Annotated in this window: 17 protein-coding genes and 1 pseudogene; 7 read left to right on the forward strand and 11 right to left on the reverse strand. The window is 70.8% G+C overall.

Annotated elements, in window-relative coordinates:
- On the reverse strand, positions 1–1,995 hold the full coding sequence (locus LV457_RS06725; RefSeq protein ID WP_232170012.1) for a M13 family metallopeptidase: 1,995 nt from the start codon (positions 1,993–1,995) through the stop codon (positions 1–3).
- 110 nt (positions 1,996–2,105) lie between these two features.
- Between LV457_RS06725 and LV457_RS06730 the strand changes: the two genes are divergently transcribed.
- Complete coding sequence (locus LV457_RS06730; protein WP_232170013.1) at positions 2,106–2,690, forward strand: hypothetical protein; 585 nt, start codon at positions 2,106–2,108, stop codon at positions 2,688–2,690.
- Positions 2,687–3,418 carry a hypothetical protein gene (locus tag LV457_RS06735; protein WP_232170014.1) on the forward strand — a complete coding sequence of 244 codons (732 nt, stop codon included), beginning with the start codon at positions 2,687–2,689 and terminating at the stop codon, positions 3,416–3,418. The genes LV457_RS06730 and LV457_RS06735 overlap by 4 nt, the downstream gene beginning before the upstream one ends.
- Before the next feature lie 10 nt (positions 3,419–3,428).
- On the opposite strand, the gene LV457_RS06740 is transcribed toward LV457_RS06735, so the two are convergent.
- The 5 genes from LV457_RS06740 to LV457_RS06760 form a co-directional block, all read right to left on the reverse strand.
- Positions 3,429–4,478, reverse strand: coding sequence for a BadF/BadG/BcrA/BcrD ATPase family protein (locus LV457_RS06740; protein ID WP_232170015.1), 1,050 nt, complete (start codon positions 4,476–4,478; stop codon positions 3,429–3,431).
- Positions 4,460–4,852, reverse strand: a complete 393-nt coding sequence (locus LV457_RS06745) for a YhcB family protein (RefSeq protein WP_232170016.1) — start codon at positions 4,850–4,852, stop codon at positions 4,460–4,462. The genes LV457_RS06740 and LV457_RS06745 overlap by 19 nt, the downstream gene beginning before the upstream one ends.
- A gap of 113 nt (positions 4,853–4,965) precedes the next feature.
- Positions 4,966–5,394, reverse strand: coding sequence for a CoA-binding protein (locus LV457_RS06750; RefSeq protein WP_232170017.1), 429 nt, complete (start codon positions 5,392–5,394; stop codon positions 4,966–4,968).
- Positions 5,395–5,404: 10 nt separating this feature from the next.
- Positions 5,405–5,926, reverse strand: coding sequence for an XRE family transcriptional regulator (locus LV457_RS06755; RefSeq protein ID WP_232170018.1), 522 nt, complete (start codon positions 5,924–5,926; stop codon positions 5,405–5,407).
- On the reverse strand, positions 5,923–8,865 hold the full coding sequence (locus LV457_RS06760; protein ID WP_232170019.1) for an MMPL family transporter: 2,943 nt from the start codon (positions 8,863–8,865) through the stop codon (positions 5,923–5,925). Before LV457_RS06760 ends, LV457_RS06755 begins: the two co-directional genes overlap by 4 nt.
- A gap of 285 nt (positions 8,866–9,150) precedes the next feature.
- On the opposite strand from LV457_RS06760, the gene LV457_RS06765 reads away from it, so the two are divergent.
- From LV457_RS06765 to LV457_RS06780, 4 genes are all read left to right on the forward strand, one after another.
- The gene (locus LV457_RS06765) at positions 9,151–9,678 is read left to right on the forward strand and encodes a hemophore (protein WP_232170020.1); all 528 of its coding nucleotides are present in this window, start codon (positions 9,151–9,153) and stop codon (positions 9,676–9,678) included.
- A 73-nt stretch (positions 9,679–9,751) separates the two neighbouring features.
- The gene (locus LV457_RS06770; RefSeq protein ID WP_232170021.1) at positions 9,752–10,141 is read left to right on the forward strand and encodes a heme-binding protein; all 390 of its coding nucleotides are present in this window, start codon (positions 9,752–9,754) and stop codon (positions 10,139–10,141) included.
- Positions 10,142–10,147: 6 nt separating this feature from the next.
- Entirely contained in the window at positions 10,148–10,870 is a 723-nt protein-coding gene (locus LV457_RS06775; protein ID WP_232170022.1) for a response regulator transcription factor, read from the forward strand.
- Between the two features lie 10 nt (positions 10,871–10,880).
- Entirely contained in the window at positions 10,881–12,209 is a 1,329-nt protein-coding gene (locus tag LV457_RS06780; RefSeq protein WP_232170420.1) for a sensor histidine kinase KdpD, read from the forward strand.
- On the opposite strand, the gene LV457_RS06785 is transcribed toward LV457_RS06780, so the two are convergent.
- The 3 genes from LV457_RS06785 to LV457_RS06795 are packed head-to-tail and all read right to left on the reverse strand — an operon-like array spanning position 12,197 to position 13,920.
- Positions 12,197–12,556, reverse strand: a complete 360-nt coding sequence (locus LV457_RS06785) for a DUF3054 domain-containing protein (RefSeq protein WP_232170023.1) — start codon at positions 12,554–12,556, stop codon at positions 12,197–12,199. The genes LV457_RS06780 and LV457_RS06785 overlap by 13 nt on opposite strands.
- On the reverse strand, positions 12,553–12,816 hold the full coding sequence (locus LV457_RS06790) for a hypothetical protein (protein WP_232170024.1): 264 nt from the start codon (positions 12,814–12,816) through the stop codon (positions 12,553–12,555). Before LV457_RS06790 ends, LV457_RS06785 begins: the two co-directional genes overlap by 4 nt.
- A gap of 30 nt (positions 12,817–12,846) precedes the next feature.
- On the reverse strand, positions 12,847–13,920 hold the full coding sequence (locus LV457_RS06795; protein WP_374198749.1) for a YbhN family protein: 1,074 nt from the start codon (positions 13,918–13,920) through the stop codon (positions 12,847–12,849).
- A gap of 72 nt (positions 13,921–13,992) precedes the next feature.
- On the opposite strand from LV457_RS06795, the gene LV457_RS06800 reads away from it, so the two are divergent.
- Complete coding sequence (locus LV457_RS06800) at positions 13,993–15,201, forward strand: AI-2E family transporter (protein WP_232170025.1); 1,209 nt, start codon at positions 13,993–13,995, stop codon at positions 15,199–15,201.
- On the opposite strand, the gene LV457_RS06805 is transcribed toward LV457_RS06800, so the two are convergent.
- A complete protein-coding gene (locus tag LV457_RS06805; RefSeq protein WP_232170026.1) occupies positions 15,202–18,186 on the reverse strand; it encodes an efflux RND transporter permease subunit in 2,985 nt (994 codons plus the stop codon).
- A 44-nt stretch (positions 18,187–18,230) separates the two neighbouring features.
- A pseudogene (trmB, locus tag LV457_RS20270) lies at positions 18,231–19,681 on the reverse strand (tRNA (guanosine(46)-N7)-methyltransferase TrmB).
- Positions 19,682–19,857: the final 176 nt, after the last annotated feature.

A 19,857-nucleotide genomic window follows, 5' to 3' on the forward strand; every position in this document is an offset into this window, starting at 1 on the left:
CTAGTTCCAAATCCGCACCCGGCGCTCGGGTTCGAGGTACAGCTCGTCGTCGGGTGTGACGTCGAAGGCGTCGTAGAACGCGTCGATGTTGCGCAGCACGCCGTTGCAGCGGAACTCCGGCGGGGAGTGCGGGTCGACGGCGAGCCGCCGGATGGCCTCGGCCTCCCGGGACTTCGTCCGCCACACCTGCGCCCAACCGAACAGCACCCGCTGCACGCCGGTGAGGCCGTCGAGCACCGGCGGCTCGTCGTCGCCGCGCGACAGCTGATAGGCCAGCAGGGCGATGGACAGCCCGCCGAGGTCGCCGATGTTCTCGCCCACGGTGAACGCGCCGTTCACATGCGGAAGGGGGGAGCGGCCGTCGCGCAATTCCCGCGGCACGTAGGCGTCGTACTGCTCGATCAGCGCCTGGGTGCGCTTGCCGAACTCGGCCCGGTCGGAGTCGGTCCACCAGTCGACCAGGTTGCCGTCGCCGTCGTACTTGCTGCCCTGGTCGTCGAAGCCGTGGCCGATCTCGTGGCCGATCACCGCGCCGATTCCGCCGTAGTTGGCGGCGTCGTCGGCCTCGGCGTCGAAGAACGGTGGCTGCAGGATCGCCGCCGGGAAGACGATCTCGTTCATGCCGGGGTTGTAGTAGGCGTTGACGGTCTGCGGCGTCATGAACCACTCGTCGCGGTCGACGGGTCCGCCCAGCTTCGCCAGGTCGCGGTCGTGCTCCAGCTCGTAGCCGCGCAGGTAATTGCCGTACAGGTCGCCGCGCCGGATCTGCAGACCCGAGTAGTCGCGCCACTTCGCCGGATAGCCGATCTTCGGGGTGAAGGAGTCGAGCTTGGCCAGCGCGCGCCGGCGGGTCTCCGGCGTCATCCACTCCAGCGAGGTGATGCTGACGCGGTACGCCTCACGCAGGTTGGCGACGAGGGTGTCCATGCGTGCCTTCGCCTCCGGCGGGAAATGCCGCTCGACGTAGAGCTTGCCGACGGCGTCGCCCAGCAGACTCTCGACCACCGACACCGCGCGCTTCCACCGGTCGCGGATCTGCTCGGTGCCCGACAGCGTGCGGCCGTAGAACGCGAAGTTCTCCTCGACCAGCTCGTCGGTCAGCAGGAACGCGCGGGCGTGGATCAGCCGCCAGCGCAGCCACGCCTTCCAGTCGTCGAGCGGAACGTCGGCCCAGGCGGCGGCGAACGCGGTGAGGTAGTCGGGCTGGCGGACAACGACCTCGGCCACCATGTCCGCGGCACCGCCGAGCGCGCCGAGCCACCCCGACCAATCGAAGCCGGGCGCCTCGGCGGGCAGGTCGGCGAAGGCCCGCAGGTTGTAGGTCAGGTCGGCGTCGCGGCGCTTCACCACGTCCCAGTGCGCGGCCGCAAGCCGGGTTTCCAGGGCGACGATGCGGGCCGCGGTGACCGCGTGGTCGCCAGCCCCGTACACCAGCGCGAACATCCGCGTGATGTGTCCGGGGTAGGCGGCGAGCACCTCGGCGTGCTGCGGATCGCGGTAATAGGATTCGTCGGGCAGGCCCAGCCCCGACTGCGACATATGCAGCAGGTAGCGCGTCGAATCCTTCGAATCGGTGTCGACGTATACGCCGACGCCGCCGCCGACCCCGGTGCGCTGCAGCCGGCCCACCACCGCGGCCAACGCGTCGGCGTCCGTGGCGCCGTCGACCAGCGTGAGCTCGTCGAGCAGCGGCGCCACCCCGCGCGCCACGACCGCCGCCTCGTCCATGAACGACGCGTACAGGTCGCCGATGCGCTGCTCGTCGGTCGCCGCGGTTCCCGTCGTCCCCGCCGGGGCGGCCCCGGCCGCCGTGGTGATGATGTCCCGGATCTGCTCCTCGGCCCGGTCGTAGAGCGCGCGGAAGGCGCCGTCGGTGGCGCGGTCGGCCGGGATGTCGTACTCGCGCAGCCAGCGGCCGTTGACGTGACCGAAGAGGTCGTCCTGCGGGCGGATGGACGGGTCGACATGGCTCAGGTCGATTCCCGAGCGGAGCATCGATGTGGTCACCTCCCCATCCTGCCAGCCGGCTACCGGCGGTCCGGGTGCGCTCCACCACGGCTGAGCGCGGCATCGCCGGCCGCAGCCAACCGGGTAGCCTTCCCGCCATGCCGGACAGCGCCGCAGCCGAGGACGTCGACGCCCGCGAACCGGTGTTCTCCGGCTATGGGGTCGCGTCCGCCGTGCTCGCGGTGGTCGCGGTCGCCGCGGTGGTGCTGCTCGGCATGATCTGGTCGGGTCACCGCGACCGGGTCGCCGAGATCGAGTACCAGAACCGGGTGGCCCGCGCCGCCGCCGACTGGACCGAGGTGCTGATCAACGTCAACACCGACAACGTCGACGACAGCCTGCGCCGCCTGCAGGAGGGCACGATCGGCACGCTCAACGAAGACTTCGACACCGCCATCCGGCCGTTCACCGACGTGGTGCGCCGGCTCGGCGCCAACACCGAGGGCCAACTCGAATCGGTGGCCGTCGAATCGCTGCAGCGCGACCCCCGCAACGGCGGGCCGCCGCCGCCGAAGCCCCCGGTGCCCGGCGTCACCCGAACGGACACCGTGCTCATCGTCGCCACGTCGGTCAGCAAGAACACCGGCGACAAGCAGCCGGATCCGATCAACTGGCGCATGCGGCTCGACGTCTCCGACGCCGGCGGCAAACTGCAGATCTCGGGCCTGGAGCTCTACCTGTGAGGAATCTGCTGCGGGTCCTGGCGTTCGACGTCGTGGCGCCGGCCGCCGCAATCGCCGCGCTCGTCGTCATCGGCGTCGTGCTGCGGTGGCCGGTCTGGTGGGTGTCGGTGTGCTCGGTGCTGACCCTGCTGATCGTGCAGGCCGTGATAGTCAACGCGGTGCTCGCGCGGCGCGACGGGGTCACCATGGGCACCGACGACGACGGCCCGGGCCTGCGGCTGGCGGTGGTGGCGGTGGCGACGGCCGCGCTGGTGGCGGCGGCGGTCGTCGGCTACACCCGCTGGACGCAGCCGGACCGCACCTTCGCCGCCGACCGCGACCAGGTCGTCGACATCGCGGCCGAGGTGACCGAGGCGTACGCGTCGTTCTCGCCCGACGAGCCGGCGGCGTCGATGGACAAGGCCGCCGCGCTCATGACCGACGAGGAAGCCGCCTCCTACCGCCAGGAGTTCCCGAAGCAGGCCGCGCAGCTGCAGGCGCGCCGCATCTCGGCGACGGCCCACACCGTGTCAGCGGGTGTGCAGGCGCTGGGAACCGCGGCCGCAAGCGTCGCCGTCCTGCTGCACATCGAGCAGAACGCGCCGAATACCCCGGCGCGGCCCCTGGACCTGACCTTCCAGGTGGCGTTGACCAAACAGGGCGAGACCTGGCGGGTGGTCAACATCCTGCCGCTGCCGCTCGACGCCGCCCGGGCGGCGCAGCAGAAGCAGCAGGCGCCGCGGCGTTAGCCGAGCAGGGTTAGAACTGCACGATCGTGGGACGGAATTCGATCGGCAGCCGTACCAGATCCCGGTGTTCTGAGCTCATGCGGCGAGCCAGCGCCAAGCACGCGCCTTCGGCGGTCAACGCCCGATCCCATTCGATCCGAACCTGACTTTCGAAGCCCGATCTGAGCCGCATCTCTATTTGCGCCTCGAACGCTGAACGGTAGAAGTAGTTGTTCAGCAGACTGCCGCACTGCACGAGTTTGAGGCCTCGGGACAGCTCCTCCAAAGTGAATCGCCGACGAAGCGCAACGGCGGTCACATCGGCCAGATCTTCGGCCGCCGATTTGACCAGGTTCTGCGCATCGGTATCTCCGCGTTCGGCGGCACCGCACACGTCAGCAGTGAAACGTGCGATCTCTCGTTTCATGTTGGGATCGGCGATGGCGAGGTCCCGCATCTTCGCTATCAGACCCCGGTCGTCCGAAGACCGCACCCCGTACGCCTGTCGCAGCCGCTGCAACAGCACCGAATCGTTTCCGGCTTCGAAGTCCCGGAAAGCTTTTCGAATCGCTTCGAGACCGATCCAAAATCCACTGCCGTAATCGCACGCAACCCATTCATGGCCGCCGGCCTGATGAATGTCACCGTTGGTGTCGCGGACCAGCACGCTCGACCCTGTTCCGGCGATGACGATCCCCTGCGCACCGCTTCCCACCAAAAGCGAGACGGCATCGTTCGCCGCTCCGATCGCGGTGACCTCGTCGCCAAGGGTCGGTCCCAGCTGGTGCAGCGCGTTGGTGAACTCATCTCGTGTCCACGGTGTGTAGCCGGCTGCGCTCACCCAGATCGAGATGGGCAGCGACGAGGTGACGAGTTGATCCAAGCGTGCCGGAAGCGGGGCGAGTATCCGGCCGAGAATCTTCGGTATGAGGGCCGGATCCAAAGCTCCGGAAAGGCTGTCGCCGGCCTCGTATTTCGCTGTGGCGGTGCCAGTGGGCGAGTCGACCAAAATCTCGACATTGGTGCGTGTTCCGCCCGAGTCGACACCGACGAGAACCGCGCCTACCGTACTGCTATCCATTTACCTTCATCTCTGATACGCCCCGAATTCTGCAGCGCCATGATAGCTGCCTCGACATCGTCGACCGAGTGCCCGTGACCAAGAAAGTACGACGTCAGGGAGCTCCGGCGAAGGCGCCCTTCGGCGTTCTGCGTTCGCCGTGCGCGATCGTGCACAAGTGTCTCCAAGGGTTCCGTCGGCGATTGCTCCACGACGGGATCGGTGATCGCTTCAACGCCGCCCACCGAGTAGATCGACGTACGAAGTTGGTCGAGTTCTCGTTCCAACATCCGGTTCTGAGTCAAAGCCGATTTCGTAGCCCGTCGCTCGAAATAGAAACCGGTCACCAATCCCACGATCAAGCCCAGGACCGTTGAGATGAAGTCGTGCAACACCGCCGAACCCCCGGGTCTTCGCTGAACGCTGTGAGCGAGTCGTACCCTAGTGTCTTCGCGCGGTGGATGGAGCCTTGTGGTCGAGGCGAGATCGCCGGCGGGGCGCCGCGGCGTTAGCCGAGCAGGTTGGCGTAGTCGACCTTCAGGCAGCGGTCCATCACGACCCGGATCCCGGCCGCCTCGGCCCGGTTCGCGACGTCCTCGTGCCACAGCCCCTGCTGCAGCCACAGGGTGCGGGCGCCGACGGCGATGGTGTCGGCGAGCACGCCGGGCAACTCCTCGGTGCGACGGAACACGTCGACCATGTCGGGTACCGCGGGCACGTCGGCGAGGCTGGGATACACCGGGCGGCCGTCGAGCTCGGTGAGGGTCGGATTGACCAAATACAGCGTGTAGTGGCTGTGCGACGCCAGATACCGGTAGACACCGTGGCTGGGCCGCATGGGGTTGGCGGACACGCCGACGATTGCGACGGACTGCGTCTCGCGCAGCAGTCGGCGGAGCTCCTCGGCGTCGGGCTCGGTCCAGGTCGGTGTGCTCACGGGTACCGCCTCACTCACCGGGTCGTGGCCGGCGCATCTTCGCGAACCGGTCGGACAGCCGCCGCATCCGGATCATCTGGGCCGCGCTGGGGCTCACGGTCCCGGCGGCGTACTCGGCGAGCTCGTGACCCGACACCCCGATGCGCGACGCGAACTCCTGCACCCCGAGCCCCGACCGCTCGATGAAGGACCGCACGTAGTCGGCGACCTCGGCGCGCTCGTTGGCCTCGAGGTGCTCCCGGGTGCGCATCAAGACTTCCTCGAGTGCCCGCGAGATGCCCTGCGAGTGCACCGACTGCAGCACCTCCTCGACCTGGCGGGCGGTGCGGCCGAAGGGGTCGCGCTTGATGGCGGTGACGATGCGCTGCCAGACGGCCAGGTCGCCGCCCTCGATGGCGAGCCGGATGGCCGATGTCGGCCAGAATTCGACGGGCTGATCGGCGTAGCCCGAGGCCGGCCCGGCGGGGCGCTGCCCGGGCGGGCGGACGGGCGGCTGACGGGGACCGCCGCGCGCATCGGAAGCCAACGTCACCTCGCCTCCTCCAGCATCGCCACGGCAACGGACAGGCAGCGCTCGCGCACCTCTGACCAGTCCAGGTCCGGCCCCACCCCGGCGGCGAGGTCGTCGCCCTCGTCGTAGGGCTGCGGATCCGCCAGGCGGCGGACCAGCTGGGTCGCGATGTACTGCCTTCTGGGCTGGTCGCAACAGTAGTACCTGTCCATGCCCGCGAGGACGACCGCGGCGGTGCGGGCGTCCATGGCGTCGACGAGCTCGGCGAACTCGGCGTAGTCGCGGCTGCTGTTGCGGCACATCAGCAGGTATCCCTTGAGTCGCAGCGTCTCGGCGCCGGTGGGAATGGCCAGCCGGTCGCCGGTGGGCAGCTGCACGTTGGTGGTCTCCACCGGCACGCGGCGCTCGACGTGCGACGAGTCGGCGTCGATGCCGGCGCCCAGCGCGTCGAGCGCCACCGCGATACGGCCCCGCCACATCGTCACCGGGTGCATCGGCCGCAGCGACCTGGGTTTCGTGCGGCCCGGTCCGCGGTGGCCGTTGCCGACCGCGTGCCCGTTGGTGGTGGGCGTGTGCCCACCGAGCCGGCTCCGGGGCCCGCCGGACCGCCGCCGGATCGGTTCCTCCCCGCGGGTGCAGCCCGACAGCGCCAGCGGGTCGGCCACCGAGATGGCATCGGGTGCAAGCACTTTCAGCTTCGCCGCGCCCTTGACCACCATCCGCAGATCCGAGCCCGGCGCCACCAGGCCGGAAATGTCGTCGGGGATGATCACCACGTCGCCGGCCTCGACCCGCGGCAGCGGCTTCTCGAAGTCCACCGACGGCAGCACCTTCCCGAGCCAGCGGGGAATCCACCAGTTCCACTGGTCGAGCATCGCCATCAACGCCGGCACCAAGACCAGCCGTACCACCGTGGCGTCGACGGCGATCGCGACCGCGCACGCCACCCCGAGCTGAGCCACCAGCGGCATACCGGCAAAGGCGAAGCCGATGAACACCGCGATCATGATCAGCGCCGCGCTGGTGATGGTGCGGGCGCTGGTGCTCACCCCGTAGGCGACCGCGTCACGGGTGTCGCCGGTGAGCAGGAACCGCTCGCGGATGCGGGTGAGCAGGAAGATCTCGTAGTCCATCGACAGGCCGAAGGTCAGCGCCATCACCAGCGGCGGCACCGTGCTGTCGAGCGACGGGAGCTTCTCGAACCCGAGGAACTCGAACCAGCCCCATTGGAAGACCACCACCAGGCTGCCGTAGGCCGCGGCCACCGACAGCACGGTCATCAGCACGCCCTTGAACGCCAGGAACACCGACCGGATCGAGATCAGCAGCATCACGAACGCGATCAGCGACACGAACAGGAACACCGCCGGCTGCGTGTCGGCGACCCGGTCGTCGAAATCCTTCAGCAGCGACGTCGACCCGCCGACGTCGATCTCGGCGGGCTGCGCCGACGGCACCGTCGGCAGGTTCTCCCGCATCCAGTCGATGCTCTGCCGCGCGCCGAGGTCCTCGGGATCCACCGACAGCACCGCCGACAGCAGCGCGCTGCCGTTGTCGGTGGCGTACACCGGCGGCGAGACGGTGGCGACGTTGGGCGCCTCGGCCATCTTCTGGCGCAGCGCCGCCAGCGTGGCGGCGTTCGCCGTCCCGGCCGCGTCGCCGCCGGGGAAGGTCACCAGCACGCGGATCGGTCCCAGCGCGCCCGGTCCGAGCGCCTCCGCGGCCGCGCTGACGCCGCCGCGGATCTCGTGGGTCGGCTCGAACTGCCGCTGCAGGCTGTTGCCCAGCACCATCGAGAACGCCGGCGCCGCGACGATCAGCAGGAACGCCGTCGCCGCGAGCGCGCTCACCCACGGCCGGCGCATCACCGCCCCGATCCAGCGGGTCCAGAACCGCGACTGGGTGACCTCCGGCCGCCGCGACCAGTGCAGCAGCCACGACCGCTTCGCCGCGGCGCGGCCGAAAGTCGCCAGCAGCGCCGGGATCAACGTCACCGACGTGAGCACCGCGAACGCCACCGCGAGGATGGCGCCGGTCGCCATGGACATCAGCACCGGGGTGTCGATCAAGTAGATGCCGGTGACCGACGCGATGACCGTCAACCCCGACAGCACCACCGCCAGGCCCGAGGTCGCCATCGCGGCGTCGACGGCCTGCTGGCTGTCGCGACCGGCGCGCAGCTCCTCCCGAAACCGCATCAGGATGAACAGCGAGTAGTCCACCGCCAGCGCGATACCGAACATCGAGACCGTCGAGGTGACGAACACCGACATCGAGACGACATTCGACAACAGGTAGACGACGCCCATGGTCACCGCGACGGTGCAGACCCCCAGCGCCAGCGGCATCGCCGCGGCGGCCAGCGAGCCGAACACCGCCAGCAGCACGATGAGGATCACCGGCAGGTTCCAGCGCTCCGCCTCGGCGATGTCGCTCTTGGTGTTCTCCGACGCCGCGACGCCCAGTGCGCCCTGCCCGATCACGTACAGCCGGACCCTGCCGTCGCGCAGCTCACCGGGTTTGTCGCCGCTCACGCCCACCTTTTCGCGCAGGTGCTTGGCGACGTCGGAAGCGCCCGCGGAGGTGAAGTCCAACCGCAGGGTGACGACGTAGGGCCGGTCGGGCTGCGGCGGCGGCTGCAGCGGATCCTTGACGACGGTCACGTTGCCGACCTCGGCCGCCTGCTGCTCCAAGAAGGCGACGGCCGCGAACATGTCGTCGTAGGTGGCGTCGGCGCGTGGCGCGGCCACCAGCGCCAGCGGCGACGCGCCCTCGTCGGGGTAGTGCGCCTCCAGCTCCTGCTGCACGCGCAGCGACTGCGAGCCCGGCACCTCGAAGCCGCCGCCGGTGAGCTTGCCGCTGTCGGTGACCGCCACCCAGAGCGCAGCACTGAGCACCAGCAGCCACACGACGAACACCGCCCAGCGGTGTCGGCGCAGCTCACTGCTGAGGCGCATCATGAAGTGCTGGATGGTGTCCCCGCTTTCTCCCCGGCGGCGCGTCGAGCGCGAGAATACCCCAGCCTGCCGCGGTACAGGCCCGCGTCGAGTGCCCTGACCTGCGGTGTTGACCCTTCGATCACGATGAGCCGGGTCGCGGCCGTGCGGACGGCGCAGATCGGTGGTGGCACGATGAGAGCCGGGCCACAACCCGTAACGCGTGCCCGCGCCGCGCCGATGACAGCAGCGACCCCCGACGTGCCCGCGGCACGATCGCGCGACCGAACACCGAATGCAGGAGCGCCGATGACACCGTCACGCCAGCAGCCGACGACGGCGTACCGCCCGCTCGTGCGCCGCGGATTGCTCGGGACCTTCGCCGGCTGCGCGGCCGGCGGACTGGCCGTGGCGCTGCTCTCGGTGTCACCGGCGGGCGCCGCCCCGGATCCGTGCGCGGCCAGCGAGATCGCCAAGACGGTCGGGTCGGTGGCCACCAACACCGGCTTCTACCTGGACAAGAACCCCGCCACCAACCAGGCGCTGACCACGGCCGCGGCCCAGCCCGGCCCGCAGGCGGCCGCCTCGCTCAAGACGTACTTCGACGCCAACCCGCAGGTCAGCAGCGACATGCAGAAGCTGCAGCAGCCGCTGGTCTCCCTGAGCAGCCGGTGCAAGCTACCGGTCACGCTGCCGCAGGCGCTGGCGGTGCTGGGCAACCTGCAGAACTCCCAGCAGGCCGGTCAGCTGCCCGGCGCGAACCCCGCCGTCCCGGCGCCGGCAGCCCCGGCGGGCGGGCCGCTGCCCGGTCCGGCGCGCGCCGCCGGAACGGCGTAACCACCCTTCTGCCCGGGCGCCGCGACGGCTTAAAGTGGAGTTGCTCTCGGCAACTCGACACCAGGAGACCGTCATGCTGCTTTCCGCCCGTGTGCGTCGCGCCGTGACCGGTGCCGTCGGATCCGGCGCCGTCGCCGGTGCGCTGCTGGTCGCCGCCGCTCCGGCCGCTGTCGCCGATCCGCCCAACTGCACGGCCGCCGATCTGGCGGGGGTGGCGGCGGGCGTCTCGGCGTCCACCTCCGCCTACCTGTTCACCCATCCGCCGGTCAACGACTTCTTCACCAGCCTCAAGGGCAAGCCGCACCGGGAGATGCGCTCCGAGGTCACCGCGTACCTCGACGCCAACCCGCAGGTGAAGGCCGACCTGGCCGGCATCCGCCAGCCGCTGGTGGACTTCCGCAACCGCTGCGGTGACGCCCACGCCCACGGCGACGACGGCGACGGCCCCGCCGGCGTCGAATAGCGCCGGGTGCCGGCCGGCGAGCCCGCGGCGCGTGAGGGCTCGGGACACGTGGTGCTGCTGGTCGACGACGATCCCGACGTGCGGACCTCCGTCGGGCGCGGGCTGCGCCACTCCGGGTTCGACGTCCGGGTGGCCGCGACGGGCAAGGAAGCGCTGCAGCTGCTGTCCGCCGAACCGCACGACGCGCTGGTGCTCGACGTGCAGATGCCCGAACTCGACGGCGTCGCCGTGGTCACCGCGCTGCGCGCGCTCGGCAACGAGATCCCGATCTGCGTGCTGTCGGCCCGCGACACCGTCAACGACCGCATCGCGGGATTGGAGGCCGGCGCCGACGACTATCTGACCAAGCCGTTCGACCTCGGTGAGCTGGTGGCGCGGCTGCACGCGCTGCTGCGGCGGGCGGCGCACGCCGCGGGGGAGCGGTCCGACGCGGTGACCGTCGGGCCGCTGACCATCGACACCGACCGGCGGCTGGTGTTCGTCGGCCGCGAGCGCGTCGAGCTGACCAAGCGGGAGTTCGACCTGTTGGCGGTGCTGGCCGCGCACGCAGGCGTGGTGCTGTCGCGGCAGCGGCTGCTGGAGCTGGTGTGGGGCTACGACTTCGACGTCGACACCAACGTCGCGGACGTCTTCGTCAGCTATCTGCGCCGCAAGCTCGAACGCGACGGCGCGCCCCGCGTCATCCACACCGTCCGGGGCGTCGGCTACGTGCTGCGTGAGGAACCGTGAGCCGCCGCTGATGGCCGGCCGCCGGTGGCCGCTGCGCCGCTCGACCTCGCTGCGCACCCGGGTCGCGATCGCCGCCGCATTGTCGGCGGCCGCGGTGGTGGCGGTGTTCGCGGTGCTCACCTCGGTGCTCTTGGTCAACAACGACGCCGCGCAGCTCGACCGGCGGCTGGACTCCATCATCGACACCAGCATCGACGCGGATCAGGCGCACAACCCGCAGTCCGGCATCCTCACCACGATCCGCGCGCAGCGCACCGGCGAGGTGGTGTTCCAGCGCGGCTTTCAGCTGCCGCCGCTGCCGGAGGGCACGTCGACCGTCGCCGTCAACGGCATCGACTACCGGGTGCGCACCATTGCCCAGCACACGCAGGGCCAGGACGTGCTGATCTCGATCGGGATCCGCGTCGACAGCATCCTCATGGACCGCGGCCGGGTGCCGCTCTACCTGTTGATCGGGCTGACGGCGGTGCTGCTCGCGGCTGTGCTCGGGTGGCTGCTGGCCGGGCCTGCTATCCGGCCGCTGCGCAAGCTCACCGAGCACACCCAGCGGCTCGGCGACGAGGTCGACGAGCTCCCCGAGGTCCACGGCGTGCGCGAGGCCGAAGAGCTGTCCGATGCGATGTCGGACATGCTGCGCCGGCTGGCCGCCGCCCAGGCCGCGACCGCGGCGTCCCTGCAGGCGGCGCAGGACTTCGCCGCCAACGCCGCGCACGAGCTGCGGACCCCGCTCACCGCGATGCGCGCAGACCTCGACACACTGCGGATCCACGACCTGCCCGACGACGAACGCGACGAGGTGGTCGCCGACCTCGCCCGCGCCCAGCGCCGCATCGAAGCCCTGATCACCGCCCTGGGTCAGCTGGCGTCCGGTCAGCTCGCCCGGGCCGAGGACCGCGAACCCGTCGACGTCGAGGAGCTGCTGGAGCGGGTGGCCCGCGAGACCGCGCGGCCCGGCGTCACCATTGCCATCGACGCCGAGAACGCGGGCACCGTGTGGGGCTGGCCGGGCGGACTGCGGCTGGCCGTCGACAACCTGGTGCGGAACGCCATCGCCCACGGCCGGGCCACCCGCATCGAGCTCACCGCGCGGCGCGCCGGCGACACCGTGGTGATCGACGTCGACGACAACGGCCGCGGGCTCCCCGCCGAGGAGCGCCGCGAGGTGCTCGGCAGGTTCGCCCGCGGCAGCACCGCCGCGCCCGGCGGGACCGGGCTGGGGCTGGCCCTGGTGGCGCAGCAGGCCGCGCTGCACGGCGGCACCGTCACGCTGTGCGACGGCCCGCTCGGCGGGCTGCGGGCGCGGCTGACGGTGTCGGCGGCGCCGGATCAGCGGGCGTGACGGCGGTGCGTCACCGCCCGCCAGCCCAGCAGCAGCGCCGCCGTCACCACCGACGCCACCACGACGAAGCTCGCCGCCACGCCCTGCCCGGTGAGCTTGCGCAGCACCATCCCGACCGCCACCGCGGCCACCCACACCGCGACCCCGGTGGGGGCCAGCGCGGTGGGCCGGCGCCAGCCGCGGGCGAGCAGCCAGCCGACCAGCGCGCCGGTGAGGAACGGCCACGCCGTCTCGGCGACGCCGGCGACCGTCACCCCCTCGGCGTGGCTGCGGCGGCCCACCGCCGCGAACACCGCGATGCACCCGATGTCGGCGGCCAGCGCGGTCGCCGTGCGGCGGGCGGTCACGGCGCCGGACAGTTCATCAGGTCGCCCGCCAGCGGCGAGATCGCAGTCTCCTCGCGGGCAGCGAACCCGGGCTGCAGCGGTGCGACGCCGGTGTCGAAGATGTGGTCGACGACATCCGGGGACGTGAGCCGACCGGCCAGCGTGACGGTGTCGATCACGAACGGCAAACCGTTGGCGCGCACCGGGTCCGGCCCGCCCATGACGTGGAAGTGCAGATGCGGCGCGCCCAGGGCGGCGAGCAGCGCGGGACGGGTCGGCATCCGCTCATCCAAGCACGCGCGACGCCGCGGTCAGCGGTCTTCGTCCGAGCTCTCGGGGGCAATCGGGTCGGGGTCGCGCTCGGTGCGGAACATGAAGAAGAAGACCACCCAGCCGATCGCGGAGATGAACAGCCAGCTGGTCATGCGGTAGATGAGCATCGCGGAGATCGCGGCGGGCAGCGCCATGCCGCTGGTCACCAGGCCGGGCACCAGTACGGCCTCGACCACGAGCAGGCCGCCCGGCATCAGCGGGATGGCGCCGACGGTGCGGGCGGCGGCGTAGGCGACCGTCACCCCCGCCAACGACGGGTGGCCGCCCGCGGCGTAGCAGGCGAACGCCAGGCAGGCGACGTCGGCGAGCCAGTTGAAGAACGACCAACCGAACGCCGTGCCCAGCGCGCGGCGGCTCAGGCTCACCGACTCCAGCTGGCGCAGCATCTCCCGCCACGCCGCGAGCCCGGTGTCGGCGGGCTTGCCGCGCAGCGAGTTGAACCAGGACAGCACCCTGACGCCGATGCCGTCGAGCAGCTCCGGCCGGCTGGCCACGGCCTGCCCCAAGAGCAGCAGCGCGACGAACCCGCCGATGGTGAAGATCAGCGAGAGCGGGTTCTTGCTGGTCGACAGCAGCACGGCGCCGCCGAGGCCCAACAGCGCCAGCCCGACCACCTGCAGCGCCCCCGACATCACCAGCTGCCACGACGCGACCACCGGCGACGCGCCCCACAGCCGCTGCTGGCGGTAGATGAAGGTGGCGCTGAGCACCGGGCCGCCCGGCATCGTCGTCGACAACGCGTTGCCGGCGTAGAACGCGGCCTCCGAGCGCCACTGCCGGACGTCCACGCCGGCCGAGCGCAGCAGCGTCCGCTGGATCTGGGCGAAGCTGTGCATCGACAGCATCGCGGCGACCACCGCGGCCGCGACCCACCACCAATTGGCGTCGTACAGGCTCTTCCACGCCTTGGCGAGCTGGTCGGAGACGACGACGAGTTCGACGGCGAGCACCGCGACGACGACACCCAGGACCGCCCACCGCACCCACCAGTACTTGCCGCGCGGCGGCCCCTGCTTGTTCCGGGCGTCGCTCACCGGCGCATCCTGCGACACCTGTCCCAGGGTAACGGTGACGCCGCGCTGAACATCGCTGGTGGGGCGGGGCGCGCCGGTTACGCTACGCCCATGCCATCCGGTGCTGCGGGAGCCTCGCTCGACAACGACGAGTTCGTCCATCCGCTGGTCCGCAAGGGTGCGGCGTGGTCGTGGCGGTTGCTCGTCCTGCTGGCGGCGGGGCTCGCGGTGCTGTGGGTGGTGCGGCATCTGTGGGTGATCTTCGTGCCGGTGGCGCTGGCGCTGCTGCTCAGTGCGCTCCTGGTGCCCGGCGTCGACTGGCTGGACCGGCGCGGTGTGCCCCGCGGCGGCGCGGTGTTCCTGCTGCTGCTCACCGGCCTTGCGCTGGTGGGCGGCATCCTGTCGTTCGTCGTCAGCCAGTTCATCGCCGGCACCCCGGACCTCGTGGCGCAGGTGACCCGAAGCATCGAGTCCACCAAGACGTGGCTCATCAACGGCCCGCTGAAGCTCGACGAGGCGTCGATCCAGAACGCGACGCGCAACGCGGTCGACACGCTGCAGAACAATCAGTCCCGGTTGACCAGCGGCGCGCTGTCGACGGCGGCCACCATCACCGAGATCGTCACCGGCGCGTTTTTGCTGCTGTTCACGCTGATCTTCTTCCTCTACGGCGGCCGCAACATCTGGCAGTGGGTCACCCAGATCTTTCCGGTCACCGTGCGCGAGCGGGTGCGGGAGGCGGGCGCGGCGGGTTTCCACTCGCTGGTCGGCTACATCCGCGCGACGTTCCTGGTGGCGCTCGTCGACGCCATCGGCATCGGCACCGGCCTCGCCGTGATGGGCGTGCCGTTGGCACTGCCGCTGGCCTCGCTGGTGTTCCTGGGCGCGTTCGTGCCGCTGGTCGGCGCGGTGGTCAGCGGCTTTCTGGCCGTCGTGGTCGCGCTGCTCGCCAAGGGCTGGATCACGGCGCTGATCATCCTGGGCGTGGTGATCGCCGTCCAGCAGCTCGAAGCGCACGTGCTGCAGCCGCTGGTGATGGGTCGCGCGGTGTCGATCCATCCGCTCGGTGTGGTGCTCGCGATCTCGGCGGGCGGCGTGCTCTCGGGCGTCCTCGGCGCCCTGCTCGCCGTGCCGGCCGTCGCGTTCCTCAACAGCGCGATCCGCAAGCTGCTCGAACCGCACGAGGATCCGGTGCCGGCGGGGCAGCCGGTCGGGATCACCGCCGAGGCCGACGAGCCGCCCGATCACGGCCAGGGCAAGCCGGAGAACGCCGCCCTGGGTGCGGCCGTCGGCACGGACGCCGCCGGCGACCGAACCTAGCTACATCCGTCCTTCGCGGCGCAGCAGGTCCTGTGCGCTGACGCCGCCGCCGCGCCGCTGCCGGGCGGCCTCGGGGTCGTCTTCGGCGGCGCCCTCGGTGCGGCCCTTCGGCAGCTTCTGCGTCGCCTCGGCGCCGGCGTCCGCCGGGCCGTCGGGCGGACGTTGCGCCGGCATCGCGGTGGTGGGTTCGGCGTCCTCGGGCGCCGCCATCGCGCGGGTGGCGTCCGCCGACGGCTGCCGCGGCTGCGGGGCCGGCTTGGCGGCCGGCGGTTTCGGCGGCTGTTCGCCGCGCAGCTCACCCAGCCAGGACTCGATCTCGCGCTCCGGTCGCGCCGCCGGCGGTCGCTGACCGCGCTGCGCCGGGGCGGCGTTGCCGACGACGCCGCGGACACTGCGCGCCGCGGAGCGCGCCTTCATCGACAGCCGGGTCGTCGGCGGCTCGTTGGCCGGGATCCGGGTGGTCGACGGTTCGGCGCCGGTCATGCGGGTGGTGGGCGGTTCGGCCGTCCCGTTGTCCGGTCGCGGCGCGGCGGGGATCCGCGTCGTCCCGGCGACGGACGGTTCGCGGCGCGGCGGTTGCGGGCCGCGCGGCCGTCCCGCGCCGTCGGGCACCGGATGCGTCGGGTCGTGGGGGCGGCGCGGTGGCGTCACCGGCGCGCCGGCGCCGACGAGCACCTCGTCGGGCGTGCGGGACGTCGCCCGCTTGCGCTCGTCGGGCAGGTGCACCTCGCCCAGCCCGAGCTTGTTCTGCAGCCGCTTCATCCACCGCGGCGCCCACCAGCAGTCGTCGCCGAGGAGCCGCATGATCGCCGGCACCAGGAACATGCGGATGATCGTCGCGTCGAGCAGCAGCGCGATGAGCAGGCCGAACGCCAGGTACTTCATCATCACCAGGTCGGAGAACACGAACGCGCCCGCGACGACGGCCAGGATCAGCGCGGCGCCGGTGATGAGGCGGCCGGTGGTGGCCGTGCCGATCCGGATGGCCTCGGCCGTCGACATGCCCCGCTCGCGGGCCTCCACCATGCGGGAGACCAGGAACACCTCGTAGTCGGTGGACAGCCCCCAGATCACGGCGATGATCAGGCCGATCATCGGCGCCATCAGCGGCTGCGGCGTGTAGTTCATCAGCCCCGAGCCGTGCCCGTCGACGAACATCCAGGTCAGAATGCCCATCGTCGACCCCAGCGTCAGCGCGCTCATCAACGCCGCCTTGATGGGCAGCACGATCGAGCCGAACGCCAGGAACATCAGGACCGTCGTGGTGATGATCAGCACCACCACCATGAGCGGCAGCTTGTCGAACAGGCTGTGGATGCTGTCCTGTTCCAGCGCCGGGGTGCCGCCGACGGAGATCTCCAGGCCGCGTGGCGCCGGGATGTCCCGCAGCTCGGCGATCTTCTGCGCCGCGTCGTTGCGGTTGACCAGGCCGTTCTGCAGCACCCGGATCGACGGGTCCTTCGTGCCGCCCTCCTGCACCGAGCGCGGCTGCCACATCTTCGTCGGATCGTTGTTCGGGTCGGTGAACCCGCTGATCGTCATCGCCTCCGCGCGGATCTCCGCGACCTGCTGCTCGGTGACCGGCTGACCGTCCTGCCGCTGGATCACCAGGGTCAGCGGCTCGGTGCGGAAGCCGGGGAAGCTGCGGTCGAAGTCCTCCTGGGCCTGGCGGACGCTGTTGTCCGGCGGCAGGTACTTCTCGCTGATGCCGCCCAGCGCCAGCTGCCCGAGCGGGATGACCAGCAGGATCATCACGATCAGGATGGGCGCCGCGAACGCGATCGGCCGCTTCATCACGACGTTGACCAGGCGGCCCCAGAAGCCCTTCTCGACCTCTTCGCGCGTCTTGGTCTTCTGCAGCCGGTCGGCCAGCCAGTTCAGCCACCAGTTCATCGGCTTCCAGTTGCGGAAGAACGGCACCCGCAGCAGCGTCCGGACACCCAGCGCGTCGACGTTGGCGCCGAGAATGGCCAGCGCGGCCGACAGCACGGTGATCGACAGGATCGCGGCCAGCAGGACCGACGCGATGATCGCGTAGGTGATCGATTTCAGGAAGCCCTGCGGGAACAGCAGCAGCGGCACCGACGACGCGACGATGATCACGGCCGAGAAGACGACCGTTCGGCCCGACGTCATCATGGTGCGGCGCACCGCCGTCTCGGTGTCGTAGCCCTCGGCGATCTCCTCGCGGAACCGGCTCACGATAAACAGCCCGTAGTCGATCGCGATGCCGAGCCCGATCAGCGTCACCACCGGTTGGGCGAAGAAGTGCACCGGCGTGAACTCGGCAATCAGCCGCATGATGCCCAGCGCGCCGGCGATGGACAGGCCGCCGATGATCGCGGGCAGCGCGGCCGCCACGACGCCGCCGAACACGAAGAACAGCACCACCGCCACCAGCGGGATCGCGGCGATCTCGGCGCGCCGCTGATCTTCGCCGATGGTGCCCGTCAGCTCGCTGGCCAGCGGGTTCAGCCCGGCAAGCTTGATGTCGCCGTCGTTGATCTCCTTCAGCTGCGGCTCGATCGCCTGGTAGTTCTTGAGGATCTCGTCGTCGCTGTCGCCCTTGAGCGGGATGCTGACGAAGGTCTTCGACCCGTCGTCGGTGCGCATCTCGCGCACCGTCTCCAGCGTGCTGTCGGGGGCGCGCAGCCAGCCGACCCAGCTCACGACCTGGTCCGGGTTGTCCTCGACCAGCTTGTTCAGCTCGCCGTTGACCTTGGCCATCCACTGCGGGTTGTCGACCTTCTGCCCCTCGGGCGGGGTCAGGATGGCGACGACGTGGCTGGTGCGGTCACGGCCGTAGGCCTCGTCGGAGACCACCGACGCGTGCACCGACTCGCTGCCCTCGTCGTAGAAGCCACTCTGCGTGACGTGCTGCCCCAGCGAGATGCCGAAGAGGCCGCCGCCGAGGCACAGTGCGACCATCACCCCGATGACGATGTACCGGTAGCGATAGACAGTTCGACCCCACCAGGCGAACACACGAAGCTCCTAACTCGTTCGGTCGACCCGCGGCTGCGCCGTCGTCACGCTCGCGACGTGAGCAGCGACGACAGCGGCCGGAACGGCTGCAGCCAGGCGCCCTCGTCGGGCAGCGAATCCAGTCCGATCCGCGGCAGCGGTTCCCGGAACACGCCCGGGATGTCCTCCAGGTCGACGAAACCCAAGGTATCCGACGCTAACGCCCAGCTGGCATGTTCACGAAATCCGAGAACCTGGACGTCGACGCCCGCCCGGGCCAGGTCTTCCAGCGGCTGCCGGAACGCCTGCCCGTCCGCCGACGCCACGATCAGGCCCGCGAGCCCCTCGTGACGGCGGAGCGCGATGTGGTCGAGCATGTCGCTGTCCACGTCGCTGTCTTCGTCGATCTTCGGCTTCGCGAAGACCGCGAAGCCGACGTTGCGCAGCGCCTCCACCCACGGCCGCACGACGTCGGCCGTGCCGGGGGCGATGTTGGTGAACACCGTGGCCTCGGGTTCCAGCGAGATGTCCGGGCGGTCGGTGGCCAGTTCGGAGGTGCGTTTGAGCAGCCACCGGCCCAGCGCGTCGAACCGCGGCCGGTGCGCCGCGGTCGGCCGGCCGCCGAGGATGGAGCCCAGGCCCATGTCGAGGTTCGGCGCGTCCCACACCAGCAGCACGCGACTCACCCGCACGTCCGCCGGTGCTCCGGGTGCCGCCGCCACGACGTCCTCCGCGGCGCTCATGACGCCGGTTTCTGCCAGATCAGCTCGGCGACCGGGCTGCCGGCGACGTGCGCCTTGGATTCGTACTTGGTCACCGGGCGGCGTACCGAGATGGGCAGCGGCTCGTCGGGCGCCACCCGCCGCAGCAGCGGTTCGGCGTCGCCTACCTCGGCGATCTGCGCGGCGTAACCCGGGTGGTCGGTGGCCGCGTGCAGCACGCCGCCGGGCGCCAGCCGGTCGGCGATCAGCGCGACGGTCTCGGCCTGCAGGAAGCGGCGCTTGTGGTGGCGGGACTTCGGCCACGGGTCGGGGAAGAACACCCGCACCCCGGTCAGCGACTCCGGGCCCACCAGGTGCTCGAGCACGTCGAGCCCGTCGCCGCGCACCAGCCGGATGTTGTCGATGCCCTCGCGCTCGATCACCCCGAGCAGCTGGGCGAGCCCGCGGCGGTAGACCTCCACCGCGATCACGTCGACGTGCGGTTCGGCGACGGCCATCGCCGCGGTCGAGGTGCCGGTGCCGCAGCCGATCTCCAACACCACGGGCGCGCGGCGGCCGAACCAGGTCGCCAGATCGAGGCGGTCGGCGGGCCGGTCCTCCCAGCGCGCCTGCGTGCCGATGCGCGGCCACAGCCGATCCCACGTCTGCTGCTGGGCTTCGGTGAGGGTGGAGCGCCGGGAGCGGAAGCTTGTCACCCGTGGATGCAGATGAGGCGCCGCCCGCAATCCGTCGTGCCGCTCGCCCACGGAACCGACGTCGGGACCCGTCGTCGGGCCCGTGCTGGGCGACTGCATCCGTCCATGGTGGCGCACGACGGGCCGGGTACCCGAATCGTGTGGCGATTTGATACCCAACAGTTGCCTTCGCCCGAAGGTGTTGGCGGCGGTTCGCGCGCCGGCCGGTCAGCTGTAACGATCGAACACCGGCAATCGTCGGCACGCGCGGTGGAAAGGCACACCATCACTCTCGA

It is taken from the genome of Mycobacterium sp. MYCO198283 (assembly GCF_021213805.1).
In the GTDB taxonomy this organism is placed as follows: domain Bacteria; phylum Actinomycetota; class Actinomycetes; order Mycobacteriales; family Mycobacteriaceae; genus Mycobacterium.

Bases quoted from the DNA above. Each gene is read 5' to 3' on its own strand.
- LV457_RS06725 (WP_232170012.1), bottom strand. From the start codon at position 1,995: ATGCTCCGCTCGGGAATCGACCTGAGCCATGTCGACCCGTCCATCCGC.
- LV457_RS06730 (WP_232170013.1), top strand. From the start codon at position 2,106: ATGCCGGACAGCGCCGCAGCCGAGGACGTCGACGCCCGCGAACCGGTG.
- LV457_RS06740 (WP_232170015.1), bottom strand. From the start codon at position 4,478: ATGGATAGCAGTACGGTAGGCGCGGTTCTCGTCGGTGTCGACTCGGGC.
- LV457_RS06760 (WP_232170019.1), bottom strand. From the start codon at position 8,865: ATGATGCGCCTCAGCAGTGAGCTGCGCCGACACCGCTGGGCGGTGTTC.
- LV457_RS06765 (WP_232170020.1), top strand. From the start codon at position 9,151: ATGACACCGTCACGCCAGCAGCCGACGACGGCGTACCGCCCGCTCGTG.
- LV457_RS06770 (WP_232170021.1), top strand. From the start codon at position 9,752: ATGCTGCTTTCCGCCCGTGTGCGTCGCGCCGTGACCGGTGCCGTCGGA.
- LV457_RS06780 (WP_232170420.1), top strand. From the start codon at position 10,881: ATGGCCGGCCGCCGGTGGCCGCTGCGCCGCTCGACCTCGCTGCGCACC.
- LV457_RS06790 (WP_232170024.1), bottom strand. From the start codon at position 12,816: ATGCCGACCCGTCCCGCGCTGCTCGCCGCCCTGGGCGCGCCGCATCTG.
- LV457_RS06800 (WP_232170025.1), top strand. From the start codon at position 13,993: ATGCCATCCGGTGCTGCGGGAGCCTCGCTCGACAACGACGAGTTCGTC.